Annotated in this window: 20 protein-coding genes; 3 read left to right on the plus strand and 17 right to left on the minus strand. The window is 70.2% G+C overall.

Annotated elements, in window-relative coordinates:
• The first annotated feature begins 20 nt into the window (after positions 1-20).
• Entirely contained in the window at positions 21-2228 is a 2208-nt protein-coding gene (locus ACZ58V_RS26455; RefSeq protein WP_468193158.1) for a family 43 glycosylhydrolase, read from the plus strand.
• A gap of 3 nt (positions 2229-2231) precedes the next feature.
• Here ACZ58V_RS26455 and ACZ58V_RS26460 read toward each other — a convergent pair whose 3' ends face one another.
• From ACZ58V_RS26460 to ACZ58V_RS26540, 17 genes are all read right to left on the minus strand, one after another.
• On the minus strand, positions 2232-3389 hold the full coding sequence (locus ACZ58V_RS26460) for a dienelactone hydrolase family protein (protein WP_471292894.1): 1158 nt from the start codon (positions 3387-3389) through the stop codon (positions 2232-2234).
• Positions 3376-4641 carry a pectate lyase family protein gene (locus ACZ58V_RS26465; protein ID WP_471292897.1) on the minus strand — a complete coding sequence of 422 codons (1266 nt, stop codon included), beginning with the start codon at positions 4639-4641 and terminating at the stop codon, positions 3376-3378. The genes ACZ58V_RS26460 and ACZ58V_RS26465 overlap by 14 nt, the downstream gene beginning before the upstream one ends.
• The gene (locus tag ACZ58V_RS26470; RefSeq protein WP_471292900.1) at positions 4634-5752 is read right to left on the minus strand and encodes a pectinesterase family protein; all 1119 of its coding nucleotides are present in this window, start codon (positions 5750-5752) and stop codon (positions 4634-4636) included. The genes ACZ58V_RS26465 and ACZ58V_RS26470 overlap by 8 nt, the downstream gene beginning before the upstream one ends.
• 273 nt (positions 5753-6025) lie before the next feature.
• Positions 6026-7336: a pectate lyase family protein gene (locus ACZ58V_RS26475; RefSeq protein ID WP_468193164.1), complete on the minus strand. Its 1311-nt coding sequence runs from the start codon at positions 7334-7336 to the stop codon at positions 6026-6028.
• Between the two features lie 36 nt (positions 7337-7372).
• Positions 7373-8173: a rhamnogalacturonan acetylesterase gene (locus tag ACZ58V_RS26480; RefSeq protein ID WP_468193632.1), complete on the minus strand. Its 801-nt coding sequence runs from the start codon at positions 8171-8173 to the stop codon at positions 7373-7375.
• 105 nt (positions 8174-8278) lie between these two features.
• Entirely contained in the window at positions 8279-9628 is a 1350-nt protein-coding gene (locus ACZ58V_RS26485; protein WP_468193166.1) for an ABC transporter substrate-binding protein, read from the minus strand.
• Positions 9629-9677: 49 nt separating this feature from the next.
• Positions 9678-11669: a pectinesterase family protein gene (locus ACZ58V_RS26490; RefSeq protein WP_468193168.1), complete on the minus strand. Its 1992-nt coding sequence runs from the start codon at positions 11667-11669 to the stop codon at positions 9678-9680.
• Between the two features lie 34 nt (positions 11670-11703).
• Positions 11704-13212 (minus strand): glycoside hydrolase family 43 protein, encoded by a 1509-nt coding sequence (locus ACZ58V_RS26495; protein ID WP_471292905.1) that lies wholly within the window; start codon positions 13210-13212, stop codon positions 11704-11706.
• Positions 13209-14054 carry a DUF6807 domain-containing protein gene (locus ACZ58V_RS26500; RefSeq protein ID WP_471292908.1) on the minus strand — a complete coding sequence of 282 codons (846 nt, stop codon included), beginning with the start codon at positions 14052-14054 and terminating at the stop codon, positions 13209-13211. The genes ACZ58V_RS26495 and ACZ58V_RS26500 overlap by 4 nt, the downstream gene beginning before the upstream one ends.
• Positions 14051-15238, minus strand: a complete 1188-nt coding sequence (locus ACZ58V_RS26505; RefSeq protein ID WP_471292911.1) for a Gfo/Idh/MocA family protein — start codon at positions 15236-15238, stop codon at positions 14051-14053. The genes ACZ58V_RS26500 and ACZ58V_RS26505 overlap by 4 nt, the downstream gene beginning before the upstream one ends.
• Positions 15235-16521, minus strand: a complete 1287-nt coding sequence (locus ACZ58V_RS26510) for a pectate lyase family protein (protein WP_471292914.1) — start codon at positions 16519-16521, stop codon at positions 15235-15237. The genes ACZ58V_RS26505 and ACZ58V_RS26510 overlap by 4 nt, the downstream gene beginning before the upstream one ends.
• Positions 16518-17414: a carbohydrate ABC transporter permease gene (locus tag ACZ58V_RS26515; RefSeq protein ID WP_471292916.1), complete on the minus strand. Its 897-nt coding sequence runs from the start codon at positions 17412-17414 to the stop codon at positions 16518-16520. Before ACZ58V_RS26515 ends, ACZ58V_RS26510 begins: the two co-directional genes overlap by 4 nt.
• Positions 17411-18346, minus strand: a complete 936-nt coding sequence (locus ACZ58V_RS26520; protein WP_399020217.1) for a carbohydrate ABC transporter permease — start codon at positions 18344-18346, stop codon at positions 17411-17413. Before ACZ58V_RS26520 ends, ACZ58V_RS26515 begins: the two co-directional genes overlap by 4 nt.
• A gap of 293 nt (positions 18347-18639) precedes the next feature.
• Positions 18640-20370: an L-arabinonate dehydratase gene (gene araD / locus ACZ58V_RS26525; protein ID WP_468193180.1), complete on the minus strand. Its 1731-nt coding sequence runs from the start codon at positions 20368-20370 to the stop codon at positions 18640-18642.
• Positions 20367-21278, minus strand: a complete 912-nt coding sequence (locus tag ACZ58V_RS26530) for a dihydrodipicolinate synthase family protein (protein ID WP_468193182.1) — start codon at positions 21276-21278, stop codon at positions 20367-20369. The genes araD and ACZ58V_RS26530 overlap by 4 nt, the downstream gene beginning before the upstream one ends.
• On the minus strand, positions 21275-21934 hold the full coding sequence (locus ACZ58V_RS26535) for a GntR family transcriptional regulator (protein WP_468193184.1): 660 nt from the start codon (positions 21932-21934) through the stop codon (positions 21275-21277). Before ACZ58V_RS26535 ends, ACZ58V_RS26530 begins: the two co-directional genes overlap by 4 nt.
• A gap of 135 nt (positions 21935-22069) precedes the next feature.
• The gene (locus tag ACZ58V_RS26540; protein ID WP_468193186.1) at positions 22070-22666 is read right to left on the minus strand and encodes a TIGR03086 family metal-binding protein; all 597 of its coding nucleotides are present in this window, start codon (positions 22664-22666) and stop codon (positions 22070-22072) included.
• 139 nt (positions 22667-22805) lie between these two features.
• Here ACZ58V_RS26540 and ACZ58V_RS26545 point away from each other — a divergent pair, with 139 nt between their 5' ends.
• Both ACZ58V_RS26545 and ACZ58V_RS26550 read left to right on the plus strand, forming a co-directional pair.
• Entirely contained in the window at positions 22806-23261 is a 456-nt protein-coding gene (locus ACZ58V_RS26545; protein ID WP_468193188.1) for an SRPBCC family protein, read from the plus strand.
• Between the two features lie 74 nt (positions 23262-23335).
• A complete protein-coding gene (locus tag ACZ58V_RS26550) occupies positions 23336-24574 on the plus strand; it encodes an MFS transporter (protein WP_471292922.1) in 1239 nt (412 codons plus the stop codon).
• Positions 24575-24644 lie beyond the last annotated feature (70 nt).

Consider the following 24644-nt stretch of genomic DNA (forward strand, 5'->3'; position numbering starts at 1 on the left):
ACACTCCGACAGGAAGTGTCATGCGCCCCCGCACGCTACTGCTTCCGTTCCTGGCCCTGACCGGCCTCCTCCTGACTCTCCTCACGGCGCCGCCCAGCACCGCAGACCCCGGAGCACCACCCGTGAAGCACTCCAAGTACGCCGGCTATCTCTTCGCCTATTTCACGGGTGAGGGCACCGCCGACGGCGAGCAGATCCGCTACGCCCTCAGCCGGGGCAACGACGCGCTGCACTGGCGTGAGCTGAACGCCGGCAAGCCGGTCCTGACGTCGACGATCGGCGAGAAGGGGCTGCGCGACCCGTTCGTGATCCGCTCCCCGAAGGGCGACAAGTTCTTCCTGATCGCCACCGACCTCAGGATGTACCAGAACTCCAGCGGGAGCTGGGACGACGTCCAGCGGCACGGCAGCAAGTCGATCATGGTCTGGGAGTCCACCGACCTGGTCCACTGGACCGACCAGCGCCTGGTGAAGGTCTCCCCGGACACCGCGGGCAACACCTGGGCCCCGGAAGCCTACTGGGACGACAAGCTCGGTGAGTACGTCGTCTTCTGGGCGTCGAAGCTGTACGCCGACGACGACCCGGACCACAAGGGCGACACGTACAACAAGATGATGTACGCGACCACGAAGGACTTCCGCACCTTCAGCGAGCCGAAGGTCTGGAACGACCCCGGCTACTCGGTCATCGACTCCACGGTCGTGAAGTACAAGGACGAGTACTACCGCTACACCAAGGACGAGCGGGACCCCACGTCCTCCAGCCCCTGCTCGAAGTTCATCACCGGCGAGAAGTCCACCTCCCTGACCTCGACGAAGTACGACTTCGTGGCCGACTGCATCGGCAAGGGCGCGATGGACCGCGGTGAGGGCCCGACGGTGTTCAAGTCGAACACCGAGAAGAAGTGGTACCTGTTCATCGACGAGTACGGCGGCCGCGGCTACCTGCCGTTCGAGACCACCGACCTCGCCTCGGGCAAGTGGACCCCGTCCACGAACTACCAGCTCCCGGCGAGCCCCCGGCACGGCACGGTGCTCCCGGTGACGCAGAAGGAGTACGACCGGCTGCTGGCGGCCTACCCGAGCACCTCCACCTCGGTGGTCGACGCGACGGCGAAGCACCAGAAGGGCTACTCGATCGTCACGGACAGCGCCTCGAAGGTCGTGCTGCCGATGGAGCCCAAGGCCGACCTGCGGGGCCTCGCCCCGGAGCTCTGGGTGGGTGAGGGTGCCACGCTGAGCCCGAAGTCCGGTACCCGCCGCGACTTCCGCAAGCCGCAGAAGTACACCGTGACGGCCGCCGACGGGACGAAGCGAACCTGGACGGTCGAGGCGGTCCGCACCCGCAGCCCGCTGCTCCCCGGCCTGAACGCCGACCCCGACGTGCACTATCTCAACGGCAGATACTGGATCTACCCGACGACGGACGGCTTCCAGGGCTGGAGCGGCACCAAGTTCAAGGCGTACTCGTCGAAGGACCTGGTCAACTGGAAGGACCACGGCGTCATCGTCGACCTCGGGCCGGACGTGAGCTGGGCCGACAAGAACGCCTGGGCACCCGCGATCGCCGAGCGCGACGGCAAGTACTACTTCTACTTCTGCGCCGAGCAGCAGATCGGCGTGGCGGTGGCCGACTCCCCCGCCGGCCCCTTCAAGGACGCCCTCGGCAAGCCGCTGGTCGCCAAGGGCGGGGCGCTCAAGGGCCAGATGATCGACCCGGCGGTCTTCACGGACGACGACGGCCAGGCGTACCTGTACTGGGGCAACGGCCACGGGTACGTGGTGCCGCTCAACGACGACATGGTGTCCTTCGACGCGTCGAAGGTGCAGGACATCACCCCGGACAACTTCCGCGAGGGCTCCTTCGTGATCAAGCGGAAGGGCACCTACTACTTCATGTGGTCGGAGGACGACACCCGCAGCGAGAACTACCACGTGGCCTACGCGACGGGACCGTCCCCGCTCGGCCCGTGGACCAAGCGCGGGACGATCCTGGAGAAGCGGCCCGAGTACGGCATCCTCGGCACCGGTCACCACTCGGTGGTGAACACGCCCGGCACCGACGACTGGTACATGGTCTACCACCGCTTCGCCCTGAACGGCCCGGGCCTGCCGGGCGGTGACGGCATGCACCGCGAGACCACCATCGACCGCATGGAGTTCGCGGCCGACGGCAGCATCAAGCCGGTGGTGCCGACGCTGGAAGGCATCGAGCCGGTACGGCGGTGAGCCTCACAGGACGTCGTCGAGCCAGCTGACGACCTCGTCCTGCATCGCGTGGGTGAAGACGTGGCCGAGCTCCGGCCACGTCTTCGTCCGTATCCGCTGCTCGGCGTGGCGCGAGCGCCAGACGGCACGCAGCTTGTCGTAGGCGACCCGTACGCCCTCGGCGGGGAAGAGCGTGTCGAGCCCGCCGTTCAGGAACAGCATCGGCCTGGGGGCGGCGATGCTCGCCACGTCGGGGATGTCGAGATGCCGGGCGAGCCCCGGGTGGAGCATCCAGTACGCCGACTGCCCGCGCAGCGTGTTGTTGCCGGGCACCATCATCTCCTTCAGGCCGGTCATCCAGCACACGCTCGCGGCGGCCGCGATGTGGTCGCTGAGGGCGGCGGTCTGCCAGGCGCGGTAGGCGCCCATGGAGAAGCCGACGGCCGCGACCCGCCGGGCGTCCACCCGGTCCAGTCCCGCGAGGAAGGCGGCCGCCCGCTGGTCCTCCCGGGCCATGAGCCCGGCGATCGAGGAGCCGAGGTTGTAGAAGTTGGACGCCAGCGCCTGCTGCTGCTCGTAGGCGAGGGGCCCGCGGTCGCCCCAGCCGAGGGCGTCCAGGCACAGCACCACGTAGCCCCGCCGGGCCAGTTCGTCGCCGACGAACCGCCCGCTGAAGTACTTGTCCGCCCACGTCCGGGCGGAGGCGAGACGCGTGTCGTCGTACCAGGGCCGGACGAGCTTCTCCTTGCCGATGTCGAACCTGGAGCCGTGGTCGTGCAGGAGCAGCACGGCGGGGAAGGGCCCGTCGCCGTGCGGGGTGAGCAGGGCGCCGCGCACCCGCTCGTACCGGGTGAGCGAGAGGGTGACCAACTCACGGGTGTGGTCGTGCCCTTGGGCCCGCCCGGTGTACTCCGGCGCGAACGGCACCCGGTCCTGCCGTTCGACGAGGAGGTGCTCCTCGACCGTGGCCCGGGCGGTACGCCGCCAGGCGCGGAAGTCGCGGATCGGGGACGTCCCCCAGGCGAGCGGGAAGGTCAGCCGCTCCTTCAGCGCCGGGTGGAAGTCGGGCAGCGGCCCGTCCACGACCGCCGCCTCCGCCCCGGTCACCGCTTCCCCGGCCAGCAGCGCCGAACCCGCCCCGACCACGAAGGTCCGCCGGCCGAGCAGCTCATGGGCGTCCATGCGGCCTCCCGGCTCCGGCGTGCCGCAGCACGTACCGTTCGACCGCCGCCGGGGACGTGAGGGCGCGGTAGTCGTAGACATCGGCGGGGTCCCAGCCGACATCGCTCCCGAGACCGAGGCCGCTCGCCACGTCGTTGAGGCGGGCGGGCCGGCCGTTGAACCACGAGCCGGTGTCACGGAACCGCTCACCGCCGTAGTCCGCGACGGCGGCGGACGGTAGGCCGCCCGGATAGCGGAAGACATTGCGCTCGGAGAAGATCGCGGACTCCACGCCGACCCCCAGGGCGTAGAGCGGCGCCCGCCCCCGGTGGACGTTGTTGACGACGTGCACCTGCCCGAAGCGGACGCGTGGGGCGCGCTGCACGATGCCGCTGAACAGGTTGCGGGCGAAGGTCACCTTGAGATGCCCCCGGTCCCGGTCGCCGCGGCCGTCGCCCGAGCCGATGAGGAGCGCCTTGTCGTGGTCGTCGAAGCGGCTGTCGGAGACGGTGACGAAGTCGGAGCCGTCCTCGATGTCCAGCAGCCCGTCGTGCCGCTGGACGCGCTCGCCGTGGAAGCCGAGGGGTGCCTCGCGGTCCGGGAAGCGGCCGTCGGTGAAGGTGCAGTGGTCGATCCAGATGTTCTTGCCGGTGATCACGGTCAGCGCGTCGAAGCGGGCGTTCCAGCTGCCGTGCGTGCCGTCGTCCGGGGACCAGCTGGTGAAGTGGTCGACGGGCGCCTCCAGACGGAGATTGCGCACGATGATGTCGCTGCCGGTGTTGACGGTCAGGAACACCCCGAGCAGCCGGGCGTCACGCCCCACGCCCACCAGCGTGGTGTTGCTCGGGACGGTGAGCTGGATCTGCGCCTTCTCCTTGTTCGAACCGGTCTGGCGCAGCTGCCGCTGCCGCTTGCAGTGGTCGAAGCGGGTGTCGGACCAGGCGGCGCCGTCCTCGCCGAAGCAGGACATGTACTTGCCGAGGCCGTATCCGGGCGCGTAGTCCTGCTCACCGAGCTGGGAGCCGTCGTCGGCCTCGTGCCCGGAGATGGCGCCGACGACCCGGATCACCTTGGGCGCGCTGGGATCACCGTCGTTGGCGAGAGCCCGCTTCAGCTCGGCGCGGGTGTCCACCGTCCAGGTCCTGCCGCCCGCCCCGCCGTCGGTGCCGGTGCCGGTCGAGGCCCAGCCGACGGGTGCGCGTTCGGTGGCGGAGGCCGCGGGAGCCGGCCAGAGCAGACACACGCCGAGCAGGAGCGCCGCGGCCCTACGCACAGGGCCGCCAGTCGCCGAGATACGTCTGCCTGGTGTGCGACGCGGCTTGCGCCCGGGTGAGCTGGGGGCGGTTCTCCGGGACGGACACGACGGCACCCGGCCCGGTGTTGCGGTACTCGGCGAACCGCATCGACTGCCAGGGATAGCCGCTCGCCATGTTCGTGTAGGGCGCGACCGCGTCGATGCCCGGGCCGAGCCGGGTGTCGCGGACGGTGAGCATCGGGCGGGCGGTGGTGTCGGAACTGGGCACCCAGGGCCGGGCCAGCTTGAAGTGGCCGTCGGGGGCCTCGCTGGTGACGCGGCTCCTGGTCACCAGGTAGCCGAGCGGATTGGCACCGGCCGTCGAGGGGGCGAAGACGAAGCCGTACGGGGCGGCCGGCAGGTCGGTGCGGTTCAGGGTCCGGAAGTGGCAGTGCTCGAATACGGCGGTGGCCCGTCCGAAGACGAAGTCGACGTCACCCTCGGCGTAGCAGTGGGCGAAGTACTGGCGGGCGAAGGTGCCGAGCGCCATGGAGTCGGCGTACAGGGTGTCCTGGTGGCCGAGGAACCGGCAGTGGTGGAAGGCGGACCGGTCGCCCTGGACCTTGAGGGCGACGGCCTGGGTGCCGGTGATGTCGGGGTGGTCGGCGCGCAGCCAGTCGTTGGCGAAGGTGATCCAGCGGGCGGTGAAGCCGTCGGCCTGCACGGTGGTGGTGGCGGAGCCGGTCGTGCCGTGGGTGCCGCCGCCGGGCTTCGGCGTCCCGGCAGCGTTGTCGTACACGAGCACGACGTCACGGGGTTCCTCGCTCGCCCCGATCCAGGTCATCTCCGTACGGGCGGGGTCGACGGCGACCGTCTGACGGTAGACACCCGGGGCGATGACCAGGGTGTGTCCGCTGCCGCTCGCGGCGGCCACGGCGTCCCGGACGGTGGTGAAGTCACCGGCGCCGCCCGGGTGGACGTACAGGGTCTTCGGGGTGAGGCGCGCGGCCGGTGAGCCGTACCGGCCGAACGGACGCGGACGGGTACCGGCCCGCGCGGGGCCGGCGGCGAGACCGAGGGCGGCGCCCGAGGCGGCGCTCGCGACGAGGAACCCCCGGCGGGAGAGGGAACGGTGGGGTTGCGAGAGCATGCGGCTGCTCCTTCGCGGTACGGCGAATGCGGGATGGGGAAGGGCCGGGGCGGGCGCACCCTGGGGCAAGGGGCCTTCTGGTGGATCTCCGCAGGAGAAGGAGCGGCGTTCGGTGCGTGCGATCGGCGTGCGGTGCGGAGGGTCATGTGGCGGAGCCACCTGGCCCTTCGCACCGTGTGCGTGCCGGGCGTCGCGACGCTGCGGAGACCTACCAGGAAGCCCCAAGGGATGCGATGCGGGCCGCCCCGGCCCGTTCAGGAGGGGCGGGTCAGGTCAGCGCACGCGGCCGGCGCCCGCGCCGGCGTTGACGATGCCCGGGACCGACTTCGCCGGGTCGACACCGGCACGCAGGGTCGGCGTCCAGCCGGCACCCGACTGGAGCGTCTCCCCGGGGATCTCGGCGTTGTGCACGGCGATCAGGTCGACGGCCTTGCCGTTGACGTAGTTGGCGTTCGCGGTGAGCGGCGCCTCGTTCCACTTCTTGAGGATCTTCCCCGTGCTGATGCCCTGCGCGAGCGTGAACGCGTTGTGCTCGGCGACGAGCCGGGACTCCTTGCCGATGCCGTAGACGTAGCCCCACTTCTGGCCCTTGGTGACCACGAAGTGGTTGTTGTAGGAGTCGACCTGCCCGAACCGCACCCGCGGCGCCCGCTCGACGATGCCCTCGAAACGGTTGTGGTGCAGCGTGACCTTGAGCTTGCCCGTGTCGTCGGCGGTGGCACTGTCACTGTTGCCGATCAGCATGGTCTTGTCGTGGTCCTTGAACGAGTTCCAGGACACCGTCACATGGTTGGAGCCGCGCACGACGTCGGCCAGCCCGTCGTGCTGCTGGTAGGTCTTGCCGAAGTAGGACGGCAGGGAACTGTCGGGGTAGCGGCCGTCGGTCAGCGTGTTGTGGTCGATCCACACATGGGTGGAGCCGTAGACGACGACCCCGTCGTACTCGGAGTTCCAGGCGCCGGTCTTGTTGTCGTCGGTCGGGTCCCACTGCGGGAAGCAGTCGACCGGGGCCTCCATGGTGAGGTTGCGGACGATGACGTTGTCGACACCCTTGATCTGGAGGCTGCCGCCGAGGATCCCTGAGTTCTTGCCCACGCCGATGATCGTGGTGTTGGCCGGCACGTTCGCCTTGATGGCCTTGTCCTGCTGGGCGGCGGACGCGGCCCTCAGGTCCTCCTGCGCACCGCTGACCGGCTTGTCGTGCCCCCAGACGGCGGGGTCGTAGTCCGCGAGGTACTTCTGGAAGTCGTACCCCTCGGCCTCGAACGCCTCGCAGCCCTGGGAGACGGCGTCGATCATCCCCTGCACCTTGATGATCCTGGGCGCGGAACCGCCGTCCTTCAGGGCGGCCTTGAACTGCTCCCAGGTGGTGACGGTGTAGACGTGCGCGGCATCGGCCGTGGCGCCGCCCGTGGTGCCGGTGCCGTACGCGCCCCACCCGTCATTCGTCCCGAGGGTCTGGCGAGCCGCGTCCCGGGAGCCGGCCTGCGCGGTGGTACCGCTCAGGGACAGCACGAGCGCGGTGCACCCCACCAGGAGGGCGACTCTGCCAATGACGTGATCATGACACTTCTGAATCTTCACGGTGCGGCTCTCTTCCTTCTTCTGTGTCGAGGGGTGTTACGCGGCGGAGTCGGGCCAGCTGATCCAGGACTCCGGAATCTCCGCCTCCAGCCGGCACACGTCGCGCGGCCCGAGCACCCGGGCCCGGAGCAGCTCCCGCGCCACGAGCCGGGCCACGGCGATCGCGCCCGGCGGATTGAAGTGCGTGTTGTCCTGCTCGGTCGCGGTCCAGTTGAAGTACGTCTTCGTCTTCTCGACCCCCAGCTCCTGCCACAGGGCGAGCGACAGCGCCTGGATGTCCAGCAACGCGACCCGCTCCTCGGCGGCGAGCGCCCGCATGGCAGCCGGATACTCACCGTGCGTCGGCACGGCCTTCCCTGCCGCGTCGAACCTCCGCCGCTCGACGGCGGTGGCCAGCACGGGCCGCGCCCCACGGGCCCGGGCACCATCGACGTACATCCGCAGATGGTCCTGATACGTCGACCAGGGCTCGGTGTAGCGGGTGGGGTCCTCCGCCTTCTCGTCGTTGTGAGCGAACTGGATGAGAAGGAAGTCCCCGGGCTCGATCACATCGAGAATCGCGTCGAGCCGCCCTTCATCCACGAAGCTCTTGGAACTCCGCCCGTTCACGGCGTGATTGGAAACGGACCGAGAGCGGTGAAGGAAGAAGGGGAGCGCCATCCCCCACCCGGTCTCGGGCGCGGCGGCAGCATATTTCTGGGCGGCGGTGGAGTCACCGGCGATGTAGAGGGTGCGGCTGCGTCGACCATGGGTGGCTTGTGCCGTACCAGCTGCGGATAATCCGAGAGGCACCGAGGCAACAGCGGCAACGGCAACCTGTCTTCGGCTAAGAGACACCAAGACCAACTCCCTTTTTTTCTTGGGGGCGCGGGGAACTGCGCGACAAGCCGGGGACGGCCCGCAGTCTGCGAACCACAGGCCGCCCCACGGCGAATCCAGCAATCACCCGTTCTGCTGATTCCACTCCTCCTGAGCCGCATTCAACTGCTCAGCCATCGTGTCCAGGAATTCCTTCGAACTCATCTTCCCGAGCAGCACCTTCTGGAAGTTGGGCTCATTGTCAGCCTTGGAAATCGTGTTCCAGTCAGGCAGGTAGTACGGCAGCTGCACAATCGTCGTAGACCCGTCCGACAACGCGTCAGCGGCCAGCTTCGTAGGCTCGGCCTTCGAAATCCACGCATCCGACGCCGCGTCCGTGTTCGACGGCACCTGCCCCGCCGCCTCGTTGAACCGCGAGTTCTCCGCCTTGGACGTCGCGAACTCGATGAACTTCCAGGCGGCTTCCTTGTTCTTGCCGCTCTTGAACAGACCAAGACCGTCAACGGGGTTGGACACCTGCACCCGCTTGCCGCCGGAGCCCACCGGCTGGGGAATGCCGCGGAACTTCTCGGCCCCCAGCGCCTTCACATGGTCCTGGTACGACCCGAGGTTGTGGTTCAGCATGCCGATCGTGCCGGAGTCCCACTGCGCGACCATCTTCGTGAAGTCGTTGTTGAGGTCGGCCGCCGGGGTGACCTTCTTGTACAGCGCCGCGTACTTCTCCAGCGCCTCGACGTTCTTCGGGTCGTTGACCGTGGTCTTGTCACCACTGGAATCCCAGAACGACGTGATCCCGGACTGCCCGTACATGGCGTCCAGCGCCTGGGCGATGGACCCGGAGCCACCACGAATGGTGTAGCCGAACTCGTTCTTGCCCTTGTTCGTGAGCTTGTCCGCGGCCTCGTAGAACCGCTCCCACGTCGTGGGCTCCTCCAGGCCCGCCTTCTCGAACAGGTCGGTGCGGTAATACAGCACACCGTTGTTCGCGGAGGTCGGAATCGAGTACAGCTTGTCGTCGCCACCGCCGGCCGCCTTCAGCGACTCGACCATGTCCTTGTTGAGCTTGCCGTTCAGCGACGACTTGCCGAGCCGCTCGTCCAGCGGCTCCAGCGCGCCCTGCGCGGCGAACCCGGCGAGCATCGCCGCGCCCACACCGCCGACGTCCGGCAGGCCACCGCCCTGGAGGGCGGTGTCGACCTTGGACTGGTACTCGGTGGAGGCGATCCCGACGTACTCGACCTTGATGTCCGGGTTGGCCTTCTCGAAGTCGGCGATGATCTCCTTCCAGATCTCGGTGCGGACACCGCCGTTGTTGTCCCAGAAGACGATCTCGCCCTTGCCGCTGCCCTCGGAACCCTTGTCACCGCTCGCCCCGCTGCCGTCGTCGCCGCAGGCGGTGACGGTCAGGGCGAGCGCGGCCCCCAGGGCGACGGCCGTGGCGGCGCGCCTGCTTCTGCGAATGCTGATCTTCATTGGTCGGCTCTCTTCTTCTGGATCCAACTGGCTGTGAACGTGCGGGGGGTCAGTGGTGGCGGGCGTACGGAGCCCAGTCGTCCGTGCCCTTGAGGTAGTGCGCGACGGTGTGGGTCCGCGCGGCGGCGTCGCTCATCTGCGGCCGGTCCGCGGTCACGCCCGCCCCGGGCCCGTGGTTGCGGTACTCGGTGAACCGCGCGTCCTTCCACGAGAACCCGCTCATGTCGGTCCACGGCGAGGACTTGACCGCGGCGGGCAGCTGGGTGTCCCGGATCAGCACCTGCGCGACCGCGTCCGGCTCACCGCCCGGGTGCCAGGGCCGTCCGAGGTGGAAGGTCCCGGCGGGCGCGTCGCTCACGATCCTCGACTTGGTGATGAGGAACCCGTGCGGGTTTCCCGTCCAGGTCGAGGCGGCGGTGATGTAGCCGTTGTTCGTGGCCGAGCCGCGGCTCAGCGCCCGGATCACCGACCGTTCGATCACTGTCGTGGCCCGGCCGTAGACGAAGTCGACGTCACCCTCGATGTAGGAGTCCCGGACGTAGACACGGCTGAGGGCGGTCAGCTTGGGGCTGTCGGTCATCAGGGTGTCCTGGTTGCCCAGGAACGCGGCGTCCTCGAAGACGATCCGGTCGCCGGTCGTCTTCATCGCCAGCGCCTGCTCGCCCTTCAGCTCGTGCGCGGCCTCGTCGAAGTCGTTGCTGAAGGTGAGGTTGCGTGCGGTGACGTCGTTCGCGGCGATGCGGACGGTGGCGCTCCCCGTCGAACCCCCGTATTCGGCGGGCGTGTCGAAGACGATGACGGTGTCGGAGCGGTCGCGTCCGGTCCCCCGCAGCACGACGTTCGGCTTGCTCGCCGGGATGTACACCTTCTCGCGGTAGGTGCCGGGTGCGACGGCGATCGTCACGGGGGTGTCGTTGCCGTCGGGCACGGCGTCCACGGCGGACTGCACGGTCGGGTGGTCGGCCGGTACGTTCAGCACGACCGGGCCGCCGATCCGCTTCTGCGGCCCCGAGAACCGCTTCACCAGCGCGGGCACGGCGGCGGCCGGATCGAGCCGGTAGGCGTAGAACTCACGGGGGTCGAAGGCCGTGCCCCAGGCATCGTGACGGCCCGTCGTGTTCCGCAGGATCGAGCCGCGCTGCACCAGCTCGGCGCCGGCATCGGCCTGGTAGGGGTGCTGGACACCGTCGTAGAAGCTGTTCTCGATGACCATCTTCGTCCGGCCGCGCGACCAGTTCCCGTAGGTCCACACGGGGTCGCCGTCGGAGAGCTGCGAGGACAGGTAGTTGTTGTAGAGGTGCGCGTAGGCGCAGTTGTCGGCGGACGGGTTGCGCTGCTTGGTGCCCGTGAACCAGTTGTGGTCGACGGTGATCTGCGTCCTGACGTTCGGGGTCCAGCCGATGCCGAAGGTCTTGTTGTTGTTCGTGAATTGGTTGTAGGAGACGGTGACGTACTCGCTGTCCTTGCGGATGTCGAGCTGGCCGTCGCAGATCCGCGAGAACCGTATGTGGTCGATCCACACATGGTGAGCGGTGTCGAGGCGGATGCCGTCGTAGTCGGTGTCCTTGCAGTCCCAGTTGCCCTCGATGGCCGTGTCGCGGATGGTGAGGTTGCGGATGATGACGTTGTGCGTGCCGGGGTCGAGGGTGAAGCCCCCGTGCACGATCTCGGCGCTGTCGCTCACGCCGATGATGGTCTTGTCCGAGGCGACGGGTATCTCCGTGCCGAACGGGTCCATCTCCAGGGCGCCCTTGACACGGATGACGTAGGGCTCCTCGGCCGCCGCGTACTTCGCCAGCGCGGCCTGGTCGGTGACGGTGACGACCTTGCCGCCCGCGCCGCCGCTGGTGCCGCCGGCGAGGGAGGCGAAGCCGTGCGGGCGGTCGGTCCAGCGGTCCGCGGCGGGCAGCCCCCGCGAGGACGGCGCTGCCTGGGCGTCACCGATCGCCCCGAGGCTCAGCGCGGCGACGAGGCCGAGCACGGCGGCCACGATCTTGCCGTGCCCCGGTCTCGACAAGCGCTTGCTACGGAAGTGCGTCATTGCGGCTCCCAACAGGCGTACGACGACAGGTGCGTTACGAGGGGCTGATCCGGAACCGGGTGAAGGTCGCCGCGCCGGCGTGTCCCTGACCGGTGGGCGCGAGGGCGAACAGGCCGATCAGGGCGCCGACCCAGCGCCACGGGGTGGCGGCGAAGACCGGGCCCGAGGGCCGGAAGCCGTCGCCGGTGTCGGCCGAGAAGCGGCAGCGGGCGTCCGCGCCGATCTCGATGCGCAGCCGGGCCCGGCCCTCGGGCGCGAGCCGCGGGTGGGCGGCGTCGCGTTCGGCGTCCGCGACCGCCTCGGCGAACCGGTGCACCAGGTGCACGGTGCCGTCCGTGCCCCGCTGGAGGCCGATCCAGCCGAACGCGTCCCCGAGGACGGCGAGTCCGGCCCGGGCCCCTGGCTCGTCGCTGTCGAGCCGCAGCTCCACCTCGACCCTGCGGGGCGCGCCCGGCAGCCGCTGGGTGAGCACGCTGGGCAGCTTGCGCAGGTCGTGGGCGTCGGCCGAGCGGACGCAGGTCAGCCTGAGCCCGTCCGCGGAGTGCTGGGTGGCCCAGCCGTCGCCCGGGTTGGCCGTCCACTGCCACTGGCGGCCGTACCGTCCGCCGGGGAAGTCGTCGTCGGTGGCGGGAGCGGCGGGCGGCTGCGGCGGCAGGTCGGGCATCGCGTGTACGGCGACGGGGGCGCCGTCGTCCCCGAGCACCGGCCAGCCGTCCTGGCCCCAGCGCATGGGCTGGAGGTGGACGACCCGGCCGTAGGCGCCGCGCTGCTGGAAGTGCAGGAACCAGTCCTCGCCGGTCGCGGTGCGCACCCAGCCGCCCTGGTGGGGGCCGTTGACGTCGGTGTCCTTCTGCTCCAGGACGATCTTCTCCTCGTACGGCCCGAAGAAGCCGCGCGAGCGGAAGGCGCCCTGCCAGCCGGTCTCGACGCTCCCGGCGGGGGCGAGGATCCAGTACCAGCCGTCGTGCCGGTAGAGCTTGGGGCCTTCGAGGGTGAACCAGCCGGGTATGCGGTCGGCGTCGACGATCACCTTGCCCTCGTCGAGGAGTTCGGTGCCGTCGGGGTGCATCCGGTGCCCGGTGAGGCGGTTCTTGATGCCGGAGCGGGACTTGGCCCAGGCGTGCACCAGATAGGCCTCGCCGGTCTCGTCGTCCCACAGGGGGCAGGGGTCGATCAGGCCCTTGCCGGCCTTCAGCAGGCGTGGCCGGGTCCAGGGGCCTCTGATCTCGGGGGCGTTGACCTGGAAGATGCCCTGGTCGGGGTCGCCCCAGAAGATCCAGAAGCGTTCGTCGTGATACCGCAGGGACGGGGCCCAGACGCCGCAGTCGTGCCGGGGCCGCTCGAACTCCTCCGCCGGTTCGAGACGGTCCAGCGCGTGGCCGACCAGGGTCCAGTTCACCAGGTCGCGGGAGTGGAGTAACGGCAGGCCGGGGGCGCGGCCGAAGCTGGAGGCGGTCAGGTAGAAGTCGTCGCCGACGCGGACGACGTCCGGGTCGGACCAGTCGGCGTCGAGGATCGGGTTGCGATAGGTCTCGGTGGTCACGGGCTCACCGCCTTGCGGACGAGGGCCGCCGCGGCGTCCCGGCCGAGCCGGCCGTCGGCGACGACGGTGACGACCCGGCGGACGACGGTCTCGCCCGGCGGGATCGGCAGCCGCTCCTCGTGGGCCAAGGAGGAACCCACCCCGGGGTACTCCCCGGTGCGCACGAACCACGGGTCGCGGCGGGTCTGTTCGGTGGCCCCGGCGAACACCAGCGTCCAGCCGGAGCCGGTCAGGGCGAGCCAGTCGGCGCGCCGGCCGTGCGCCTCGGTCTCGCCCTCGGTGCCGGCGGTGAAGACGTCCGGGGGCGTGGCCTCCTTGCGGGCGCGCCAGAAGAAGCCGCCGTAGGCCGCGCCCGGGCGCCCGTTCGTCGCCGGGCTGCCGATCGACAGCGGGTCCTTGGTGACGTTGGTGAGGGAGAAGGTGAGGTCCAGGGCCCAGGCCTGGTCGGTGAGTTCGGTGGCCGCGACCGTACGGCGCTCGCGCAGCAGCTCACCGGCCGCCGTCACCCAGCGCAGCTCCTCCACGAAGCCGTCCGGGTCGCGCAGCTGGAAGGCGACATGCCGCTGGGAGCCGTGGTTGTCCAGCTCGGTCGGGCCCTGGTCGCGGACGTAGGTGCGCCCGCCCCAGAAGTTGAACCCCTCGACGTCGGGAACGGCTACACCGACGCCGAGGTGGTGTGCGTGGTCGGCGGGGCTCAGCTCGGTGACCGCCGTACCGGACAGGGTGGTGACGGGATGCAGGTAAGGGCGCGGGGAGAGCCGCACCGGCAGCTCGGGCCGGGTGACGTACCGGCCGACCGGCCGGCCCGCGACGCGCAGGACCGCGGTGTCGTTGCTGGTCATCGGGTGCTCACCTCGTTCGACAGGTGCTCCGCGGCCAGTGCCCAGGGGGCGCCCAGCTCGGAGTAGAGGGAGAGGGTGTCGGCGGCGGCCGCGACGAGGCCGTCGATGCCGGGTACGACACGGCGGTTCCCGTCGGGGATCCGGTGCCAGGCGGTGTCGGGCAGCGGCGCCGGGTCGGGAGCCGTGCGGATGGCCTCCACGACCTTCATGAAGGCGCCGGTCTCTTCCGGCGGGACCAGCAGGGCCGCGCCGGTGGTGAGGTGCGCGACGAGGTTCTCCAGCAGGTCGGTACGGCCGTGCTCGGACTCCTCCGGGCCGTGCCCCGCGCGCTGGAGCAGCATCCGGTCCTGCTTGTACCAGAAGGTGATCCGGCCGCTGCTGCCGTGCACGAGGACGTACGGCTCGTCCGGCTCCTCGGCGCACAGCGTCGCGGCGACGGTCACCGGGTGGCCCTGCGTGGTGGTGATGCGGACGCAGGAGGTGTCGTCGGACTCGATGGCGTTGGCGCGCAGCAGCTCGGTCTCGATGCCGCCGACGTGCTCGGCGCGGGTGCTGCCGCCCAGGGCGAGGGCGGTGGCGACGGCGTGGGCGAGCGGGTTGGTCAGCGCCCCGTCGATCACGTCGACGCCGTTCAGCCGCCGCTTGCCCGCCCAGGGCGCCCGCCGGAAGTAGTCCTCGTCGCGCACCCAGGCACCGGCCCCGCCGAGCCCGACCAGCCGGCCGATCGCGCCCTGGTCGATCAGCTCGCGGATGGCGGGCAGGGCGTGCGAGCCCAGCGACTGGAAGCCGATCTGGCAGACGACCCCGGCCGCGGCGACCCCGTCGGCCATGCGGCGGAACTCCGCGTAGGAGGGGGCGGGCGGCTTCTCCAGCAGGAGGTGCACGCCCCGCTCCGCCGCCGTGAGCGCCAGGTCGGTGTGGGTCGGGATCGGTGTGCAGATCACGGCGATCCGCGCGCCGGTGGAGTCCAGCAGGGCACCGAAGTCGGCGGACTGCTCGGGCGTGCCCAGGTCGCCGAGCTCCTCCTCGGTCAGCGGCGTCAGCTCGCAGACACCGGCCAGCCGCACGAGGCCCTGCTTCTGGAGCCGGCGGATGTTCTCGACGTGCCAGCGGCCGTGGCCCCGGGCACCGGCGAGGACGACAGGCAGTGGTGTGTTCATGGAGTCGATCATGCGACCGGTCATGGGATCCTCCCCGCTCCCGCGCCGCGGGCCACGGCCCGGTCGGCCGCCGCCGCGCTGTCGATCCGCCCGTGCAGGGTGGGGGTCCAGCCGACGTCGGCGGTCAGATCGCGCTCACTGCCGGAGTTGTAGGCGTTGTAGATCGCGAGCAGGTCGACCGGGTAGCCGTTGAAGAGGGTGCCGCTCTGGTGCAGGGCGCTGCCGTTCCAGCTCTTGACCAGGTCGGCGACCTCCACATGGCCGGGGGCGTGGAAGGCGTTGTTCTCGGCGTGGATCCTCGACTCGGTGGAGACGCCGAGGGAGTAGCGGTAGTCGTCGTCGGTGATCTCGTACCGGTTGTTGTAGACGTGCACCTGCCCGAAGCGGACGCGCGGGGCGCGCTGCACGACCGACTCGAACGCGTTGTGGTGCAGGGTGACCCGGAGCTTGCCCCGGTCGCCGGTGGCGGTGTCGCCGTTGCCGATGAGCATCGCCTTGTCGTGGTCGGCGAACCGGCTCCAGGAGACGGTCACGAGGTCGGAGCCGCCTGTGATGTCCAGCAGTCCGTCGTGGCGCAGGTAGTTGCGGGCGAAGTGGGTGGGTTCCTTCGCGTCCGGGTGGCCCTGGTCGGATGCGGTGATGTGGTCGACCCACACATGGGTGGCGCCGGTCAGCCAGATCGTGTCGTAGGCCGCCTTCCAGTCTCCGAGGCCGCCGGTGTTGGGCTGCCAGACGGGGAAGCAGTCGTAGGCGTCGCGCACGTCGAGGTTGCGGATGATCACGTTGTCCGCGTCCCTGACCTGGAGGCTGGCGCCCTTCAGGACGGCCGAGTCGCCGAGGCCGACGATCGTGGTGTGGGAGCCGACGGGCAGCACGATCCGCTCGGCCTGCCGGGCGGCGGAGGCCTGGCGGGCCTCCTCCTGCGGGCCGCTGGGCTTGGCGGAGCCCCAGGTGCGGGGGTCGTAGGCGGCGAGGTACTTCTTCAGGCGGTAGCCGCCGGTGGCGTAGTCGGAGCAGTCCAGACGGTCGCCGTCGTCGTCGGTGTTGGCGTCGATGGTCCCGGCGATCCTGATGATCTTCGGGGTGTCGCTGCCGCCGTCGAGGGCGCGGACCAGTCCGGCCCGGTCGGTGACGGTGAAGACGTGCTCGGCGTCGGCGGCGGCGCCTCCCGTGGTGCCCGCGCCCTCGGAGGCCCAGCCGTCGTTCGCGGGCAGGGTGTCGCGACCGATGTCCCGGTCCTCGGCATGCGCGGGAACGCACAGCAGCGCCAACAGCCCAGCGGTGACAGCCAGTTGTCTGCCCCTCATCCCTTCACCGCCCCCGCGCTGAACCCGGTGATCAGCCACTTCTGGATGAAGGCGAACACGATCACGACCGGGACGGCCGCGATGATGCCGCCCGCCGCGAGGGCGCCCAGGTCGACGCTGTCCGCGCTCATCAGGGAGTTGAGGCCGACGGGGATCGTCTGCTTGTCCTGGTTGTTCAGGAACATCAGGGCGAACAGGAAGTGGTTCCAGGAGTGGACGAAGGCGAACGAGCCGACGGCGATCAGGCCGGGCCGCAGCAGCGGCAGCACCACGATCCGGAAGGCCGTCATGCGGTTGCAGCCGTCCACCCAGGCCGCCTCCTCCAGGGAGTACGGCACGTTCTTGATGAAGTTGCTGATCAGGATCATCGACAGCGGCAGCTGGAAGACCGTCTCGGCGAGGATGACACTGCCCAGCGAGTTGATCATCTGCAGTTCGGCGAAGATCTCGAACAGCGGCACCAGCAGCAGGGCGCCCGGCACGAACTGTGAGCACAGCAGCGCCAGCATGAACGCCCGCTTGATCTTGAAGTCGAACCGGGCGAGGGCGTAGCCGCCGGCCAGCGCGACGAGCGTCGTCATGAGCAGCGTGGCGACGCCGACGAGCACGCTGTTGGTGAAGTAGGTGCCGAAGCTGCGGTCCGTCCACACCTTCTCGAAGTGTTCGAAGGTCATCGGCCAGGGCACGAGCGAGGTCGAACCGGCCGGGCGCAGCGAGAAGAGCAGGATCCAGTAGAAGGGGATGAGGGTGAAGACCAGGTAGATCCCCAGGGGCAGGTAGACCTGCCAGCGGGGGGCCTCGTCCCACGCGCGCTTCCTCTTCGTGGGCCGCTGCGGTTCGGGGGTGGCGCGCACGGGAGCGGGCGCCGCCTTGGTGGCTTCCTTGACGCTCACTTGTTGTCGCCTCCGAACTTGCTCAGCCGCAGATAGACCATCGAGCAGAAGAGCAGGATCACGAACGCGACCGTGGTCAGGGCGGACGCGTAGCCGAAGTTGTGGGCGTCGACCGAGGTGTTGGCGATGTACAGCGGGAGGGTCGTGGTCTCCCCCGCCGGGCCGCCGCCGGTCAGTGTGTAGAGCAGGTCGACGTTGTTGAACTCCCACACCGCGCGCAGCAGCGTGGACAGGATGATGGCGTCCTTCAGATGCGGCAGCGTGATGTGCCAGAACTGCTTGATGCGGCTGGCCCCGTCGACCTCGGCGGCCTCGTACAGGTCCTTCGAGACGGACTGGAGGTCGGCGAGGATGAGGATCGCGAAGAAGGGCACGCCGCGCCACAGGTCGGCCACGACCGCCGCCGGGAACACCGTGGAGGTGTCCGACAGCCAGCTCGTGCCGTAGGAGCCGATGCCCATGTCCGCGAGGTAACGGGTGATGCCCGTCTGGGAGTTGTAGAGCAGCACCCAGATCGCGGAGGTCAGTACGCCGGAGACGGCCCATGGGGAGAAGACCAGGGCGCGTCCCAGGCCCCGGCCCACGAAGGTCTGGTTGACGATGAGGGCCAGCGCGAGACCGAACAGCAGCTGGAGTCCGACCTCGACGAAGACCCACTTGGCGCTGAAGACCAGCGTGTCCCAGAAGACCGGGTCCTTCGTGAAGGCGTGGACGAAGTTGTCGAAGCCCGCGTAGCCGTTCCGCCACGGCTTGGTGGGGTTGTAGTTCTGCAGGCTGTAGTAGAAGACGCTGATGACCGGGTAGGCGATGAAGCCCAGCATGAGCAGGGCGGCCGGGGCGATCAGCAGGTACGGGAGCCTGCGCGGCGTGGCGGAGGCCCGGCGCCGCCGGGGTGGCGCGGGCGGTTTCGCCACGGCTGCGGCTTGGGCCATGACTGTTCTCCGTTCTCAGTACGTTCGCACTTCGTGCACGGGTTCGCATGAAGCGCTTTCTTTCCAAGCAGGGTGGTGCCGGGTCGTGCTGAAGTGCGTGGGCGCGCCGAGGAGGCGCGGGTGGTGCCTGGGTGGTGCGGTGGCGCAAAGGTGGTGCCGTGGCGCGAAGGTCGTACCGTGTCGCTGAGGTAGTGCCGTGGCACTGGGTCGTGCCGTGGCGCTGGGGTCGTGCCGTGCGCCGCTGTCGTACCGTGCGCCGCTGTCGTGCCGTGGGGCCTGTCGTGCCGTGGGGCTCAGCCCGCGTACGGGTCCTGCACCTTGCCCGCGCGGGCCAGGAACTCGAAGTCGCAGCCGGTGTCCGCCTGCGTGATCTGCTCGTTGTAGAGCGCGCCGTAGCCGCGCTCGTACCGGGTGGGCGGCGGCGTCCAGTCCGCCCTGCGCCGCTCCAGCTCCTCGTCGTCCACGTGGAGGTGGAGGGTGCGCGCCTCGACGTCGAGGGTGATGGAGTCACCGGTGCGGACGAGGGCGAGCGGCCCGCCGACGTACGACTCCGGTGCCACGTGCAGGACGCACGCGCCGTAACTCGTCCCGCTCATCCGGGCGTCGGAGATCCGGACCATGTCCCGGACACCCTGCTTGAGCAGGTAGTCGGGCAGGGGCAGCATCCCGTACTCGGGCATGCCCGGGCCGCCCTTGGGGCCGGCGTTGCGCAGCACGAGCACATGCTCGGGGGTGATGCCGAGCGACGGGTCGTTGATGGTGCGCTGCATCGTCCGGTAGTCGTCGAAGACGACGGCGGGACCGGTGTGCTTGAGCAGGTGCTGCTCGGCCGCGATGTGCTTGATGACGGCGCCGTCCGGGGAGAGGTTGCCGCGCAGCACGGCGACCCCGCCCTCCTGGGCGACCGGGTTCTCGCGGGTGCGGATGACGTCGTCGTCGTGAACGACGGCGTTCCCGATCTGCTCTCCCAGGGTTCCGTTGACGGTGGGCCGGTCCAGGTGCAGCAGGTCGGTGATCCGCGAGAGGAAGGCGGGCAGACCACCGGCGAAGTAGAAGTCCTCCATGAGGTACGTCTGTCCGCCGGGCCGGACGTTGGCGAGCACCGGCACGGTGCGGGCGATGCGGTCGAAGTCGTCGAGGGTGAGCTCGACCTGGCAGCGCCCCGCCATCGCGATCAGGTGGATGACGGCGTTGGTGGAGCCGCCGAGCCCGAGCACCGTGGTGACGGCGTCCTCGAAGGCCTCGCGGGTGAGGATCCGGGACGGCTTGAGCGCGGTCCAGGCGAGCTCCACGGCACGGCGCCCGGAGGCGGCGGCCATCCGCTCGTGCCCGGAGTCGACGGCCGGGATCGAGGAGGCGCCCGGCAGTGTCATACCGAGAACTTCCGCCGCCGCGGTCATCGTCGACGCGGTCCCCATGGTCATGCAGTGACCGGGTGATCGCGCCAACCCGCCCTGCAGATCCCTCAGTTCGCAGTCGGTCAGATTGCCCGCGCGGTGCTCGTCCCAGTACTTCCACATGTCGGTGCCGGACCCGAGGGTCTCACCGCGCCAGTGGCCCGGCAGCATCGGCCCCGCCGGCACGAAGATCGCCGGTACGTCGGCCGAGGCCGCGCCCATGAGCAGCGCGGGCGTCGACTTGTCGCAGCCGCCGAGCAGCACCGCCGCGTCGATCGGGTACGACCGCAGCAACTCCTCCGTCTCCATCGCGAGCAGGTTGCGATAGAGCATCGGGGTCGGCTTCTGGTACGTCTCGGAGAGCGTGGCGACCGGGAACTCCAGCGGGAAGCCGCCGGCCTGCCACACCCCCCGCTTGACCGCCTCGGCGCGCTCGCGCAGATGGACATGGCAGGGATTGATGTCGGACCAGGTGTTCAGGACGGCGATCACCGGTCGGCCCCGGTACTCCTCCGCCTCGTAACCGAGCTGGCGCATACGGGCGTTGTGCGACCAGGTGCGCAGCTGGCCCTCGGCGCCGTACCACTGATGGCTCCTGAGGTCCTCGGGACGCAGCCTGCCGGTCATATCGACCACCCCGCGGCGATGGCGGCGACCTCGGCGCGCTCGCTCTGAGGCAGCGGCTTGCTCGGCGGGCGCACCTCGCGGCGGCACAGTCCGAGGGAGGCGAGGGCCTCCTTGACGACGGTGACGTTGTTGGCGGAACCGCTGTCGGCGCGCAGTTCCTCGAAGCGGCGGATCTGCTCCCAGACCTTCATGGCGGCCGGGTAGTCGCCGGAGCGCAGCGCCTCGATCATGTTCAGGGAGACGGCGGGGGCGACGTTGACGAGCCCCGAGGTGAAGCCGGTGGCGCCCGCGGAGAAGTAGGAGGGGGCGTACGGCTCGGCGAGTCCCGCCACCCACACGAACCGCTCCAGCCCGGCGTCCCGGGCGAAGGCGGCGAACCTGGCGGCGTCCGGGACGGCGTATTTCACGCCGATGACGTTCGGGCAGGCGTCGGCGAGTTCGGCGAGCCGGGCACCGGTGAGCTGCGGGTTGCGGACGTACGGGACGACGCCCAGCTCGGGCACGGCCTCGGCGACGGCACGGTGGTAGTCGACCCAGCCGCCCTGGGAGACGTAGGGGTGGACGGGCTGGTGGACCATCACCATCTGGGCGCCGAGTTCACGGGCGTGCCGGGCGGAGGCGATCGCGGTGGGAACATCGTGGCCGACCCCGACCAGGACGACGGCCCGGTCCCCGGCCTCGTCCATGGTCAACTCGGTGACCAGGCGGCGCTCTTCGGGGGTCAGGGCGTAGAACTCGCCGGTGTTGCCGTTCGGGGTGAGGGTCGTGATGCCGCCGTCGAGCAGACGGCGCAGCAGGGCCCGGTAGGTGTCCTCGGCGACGGAGCCGTCCTCGGCGAACGGGGTCACCGGGATCGCCACCACGTCGGCCAGGGCCGCCCGCTGGGTCTCGAACGCCACGCTGCTCATTGCTGACCTTCCTGTTCCAGTCCTGCCTCGGGGAAAGCGCGCCGTACGAAGGACGCGATGTGGGAGTGGAGGGCGAGGGCCGCGCCGTCGGCGTCGCCGTCGAGGGCGAGCCGGAGGATCTCGCGGTGCTCGCCGGCCTCCCGCTCCCAGGAGGGCGAGGCGGCCCAGGCGACGGCGGAGACCAGGGCGGCCTGGTCGCGGACCTCGTCTAGCATCCGGCCGAGCAGCGGGTTGCCGCAGGGCAGGTACAGGGCGCGGTGGAACTCCCGGTTGGCGAGGGAGCGTTCGGCGGTGTCGATGGCCGCGTCGGCCCTGGTCAGCGCATCACGGGCGGCGTCCAGGGAGGCCCCGCGCTGTACGGCGCGCTTCAGCGCCTCGGGCTCCAGCAGCAGCCGTACGTCGTAGACCTCGCGTGCCATGTCCGCGTCCACCAGGCGCACGGTGACGCCCTTGTACTGGCTCATCACGACCAGCCCGGTCCCGGCGAGGGTCTTGAGCGCCTCGCGCACCGGGGTCTTCGACACCCCGAACTGTGCGGCGAGCTCGGTCTCGACCAGCGCCTGCCCGGGCGTCAACTGCCCGGTGAGGATGCGGTGTTTGATCCCCTCCAGCACGAACTGCGTGCGGGAGGGGATCGGCGTGGGCACAGAGGTCATGCGCGCCTCTCGGATCTCACGTATCGGATCTCACGTATCGCGTCTCATATATGACGTACGAAGTACGACGCGATGACGGTAGGAGGGCGCGTGCGGTTCGTCAATGCTTTCGACAAAGGAAAGGGAAATCGCTTTCTACGGCCGGGGCGTCCACCCCGGCTCCCGCCCGCTCAGCCCCACCGCCCGGTCCAGCAGCGCCGCGTCCGCCTCGACGTGCACGACCGGGCCGAAGATCTCGCCGCGGTCGGGTTCGTCGGCCGCCGCCGCGAGGAAGTCGTGGCAGACCTGGAGCGCGCCCGGGTCCGGGGCATAGGACTGGCCGGTCGCGCGGGCCAGGTCCCAGCCGTGGATCACCAGCTCGTCGGTGGCGACGAGGCCCGCGATCTCGCCGGGCAGGTCCACGCCTCCGGCGCGGGTCATGCCGGTCCACGCGGCCGGGGCGCGCCAGGCCTCGGCCAGTTCGCCGAGCACCTCGGGCAGTTCCTCGCGCCAGCCGGGGCCGAGCTCGGGCAGGGCGGAGCCCGGGTCGGTGCCGGTCGTGACGCCCAGGTCCTTGCGGCCGGCGTCGCGGAAGGCGACGGCGAGCCCGGCCAGGTGGGCCAGCACATCGCGCACCGCGTACTTCGGGCAGGGCGTCGGGTCCGCCAGCTGCTCGTCGGTGACGCCCTCGGCCAGGCGCGCCACGACCGCGGTCTGCGGTCCGAGGTCGAGGGTCGGGGTCGTGTCGGTCATCGGCTGCTCCCTCTGATGTCCTGCTGATGTCCTGATGTCGCTCCTGGGAGGTAGACCGACGGCGACCACGGAACTCATCGCCCGGCCTAAAATACACATAGGGGTTATTCCAGGCACCTTCGGTGACAGGTGGTGCGTGATGACGCAGGACGGCGAACTGAGGCTGCATCTCGAGTACGAGCTGGAGGATCTGTGCCCGGTCGTGTTCCGAAAGCTGACCGATCCCCAGGAACTGGCACGCTGGTGGGGCCCGGACGGGTTCAGCACCCCGAGTGTGGAGATCGACCTCCGTCCAGGTGGTGCCTACCGGATCGCGATGCAGCCCCCGGAAGGCGAGCTGTTCCACCTGGTGGGCGAATTCATCGAGGTCGATCCCCCGGTAGGCCTGTCGTACACCTTCCGCTGGGAGGATCCCGACCCCGAGGACCGGGAGACGGTGGTCACGCTGTCGCTGCACGACACCGACGTCAGACGGTCCGAGCTCACCCTCGACCAGGGCGACTTCGCCACTGAGCGGCGGCGGGCACTCCACGAGGAGGGCTGGCTCCAGGGCCTCGGCAAGCTCGGGGAAATGCTCGCCTCACCATGGGATTGATCACTGTCCTCACGCTGGAATTAGGGCACCCTCCCGATCCCTCCGCACGGTCCTTAGTCCCACGATGGCCAGGCATGACGACCAAGTCGACCTGGCCTCTCGTACTCGTCCTGCGCGACCGCGACGCGGGGCTCTACCTCTCCTCCGTGGTGGTCTCCGGCTTCGGCACCTCGGCCCTGTGGCTCGCGTCCGGCGTCTGGGTCAAGGACCTCACCGGCTCGGACGGCCTGGCCGCGCTGTGCATGCTCGCCATGTGGCTGCCGACCCTGGCCGGCCCGCTGCTGGGCGCCCTCGCCGACCGGGGCCGCCGCAAGCCGCTGCTGATCGGCGTGAACGCGCTCCTGGGCACCCTGCTGCTCACCCTCGTGAGCGTCGACGCCCCGGGCGACCTGTGGCTGCTGTACGCGGTGCTGTTCGTGTACGGCGCGGCGGGCGTCGTCCATGACGCGGCCGAGTCGGCGCTCGTGGCCGACGCCGTCGACTCGTCCCTGCTCGGCGACTTCAACGGTCTGCGCATGACGGCCACGGAGGGCATGAAACTCCTGGCCCCGCTGGCGGGCGCGGGCCTGTACGCGGCGTATGGCGGTGCGAGCGTCGCCCTCCTGGACGCGGCGACGTTCGCGCTGGCCACGGGCCTGTACGCGCTGCTGCGGGTCCGGGAGCAGGAGCCCGCGCCACCGACCGGAAGCCGACGGAAGCGAACCGCCGAGGGCGCCCGCCACCTCTGGTCCCACCCCGTGCTGCGCCCCCTGGTCCTGGCGGGCGGCGCCACCATGCTGTGCGCCGGGGTGAACGGGGCGATGGTCTACGCCGTCGTCGACGGCCTCGGGCACTCCCCCGCGTACGCCGGTGTGCTGTACGCCGTGCAGGGCGCCGGGTCGGTCGCAGTGGGCCTACTCTCCGGCACGGCCCTGCGCCACCTGGGCGAGCGGCGCTTCGCGGCGTACGGCATCGCCCTGCTGTCCGTCGCGGTGGCCCTGCGCGCGGTGCCGTCCGACCCACTGGTGCTGCTGTGCAGCGCGGCGATCGGCGCGGGCCTGCCCGCCGTACTGATCGCCACCCTGACCTCGGTGCAACGCGAGACCCCCGGCCCCCTGCTGGGCCGTGTCACCGCCACGGCCAACACGCTGGTGTACACCCCGAACGTGATCGGCCTGGCCGCCGGGGCGGCCCTGGTCGAGCTGGTCGGCCACCGGCTGGTACTGGTGGCCCTGGGCGCGACCCTCCTGGCGACAGCGGCCCCGCTCTTCCAACGCCCCGCGCGGGCGGAACGGACCGCGCCGAGGTCGCCGTCGGACGCCGACCCGGCGTGACGAAGCCACAGCTCGGCGGCACCCAGCCACCGAGGCACCCCTGGCCAAGCCAGCGCACCACCGGCCGTCG

This window comes from Streptomyces sp. NPDC040589 (assembly GCF_055594445.1).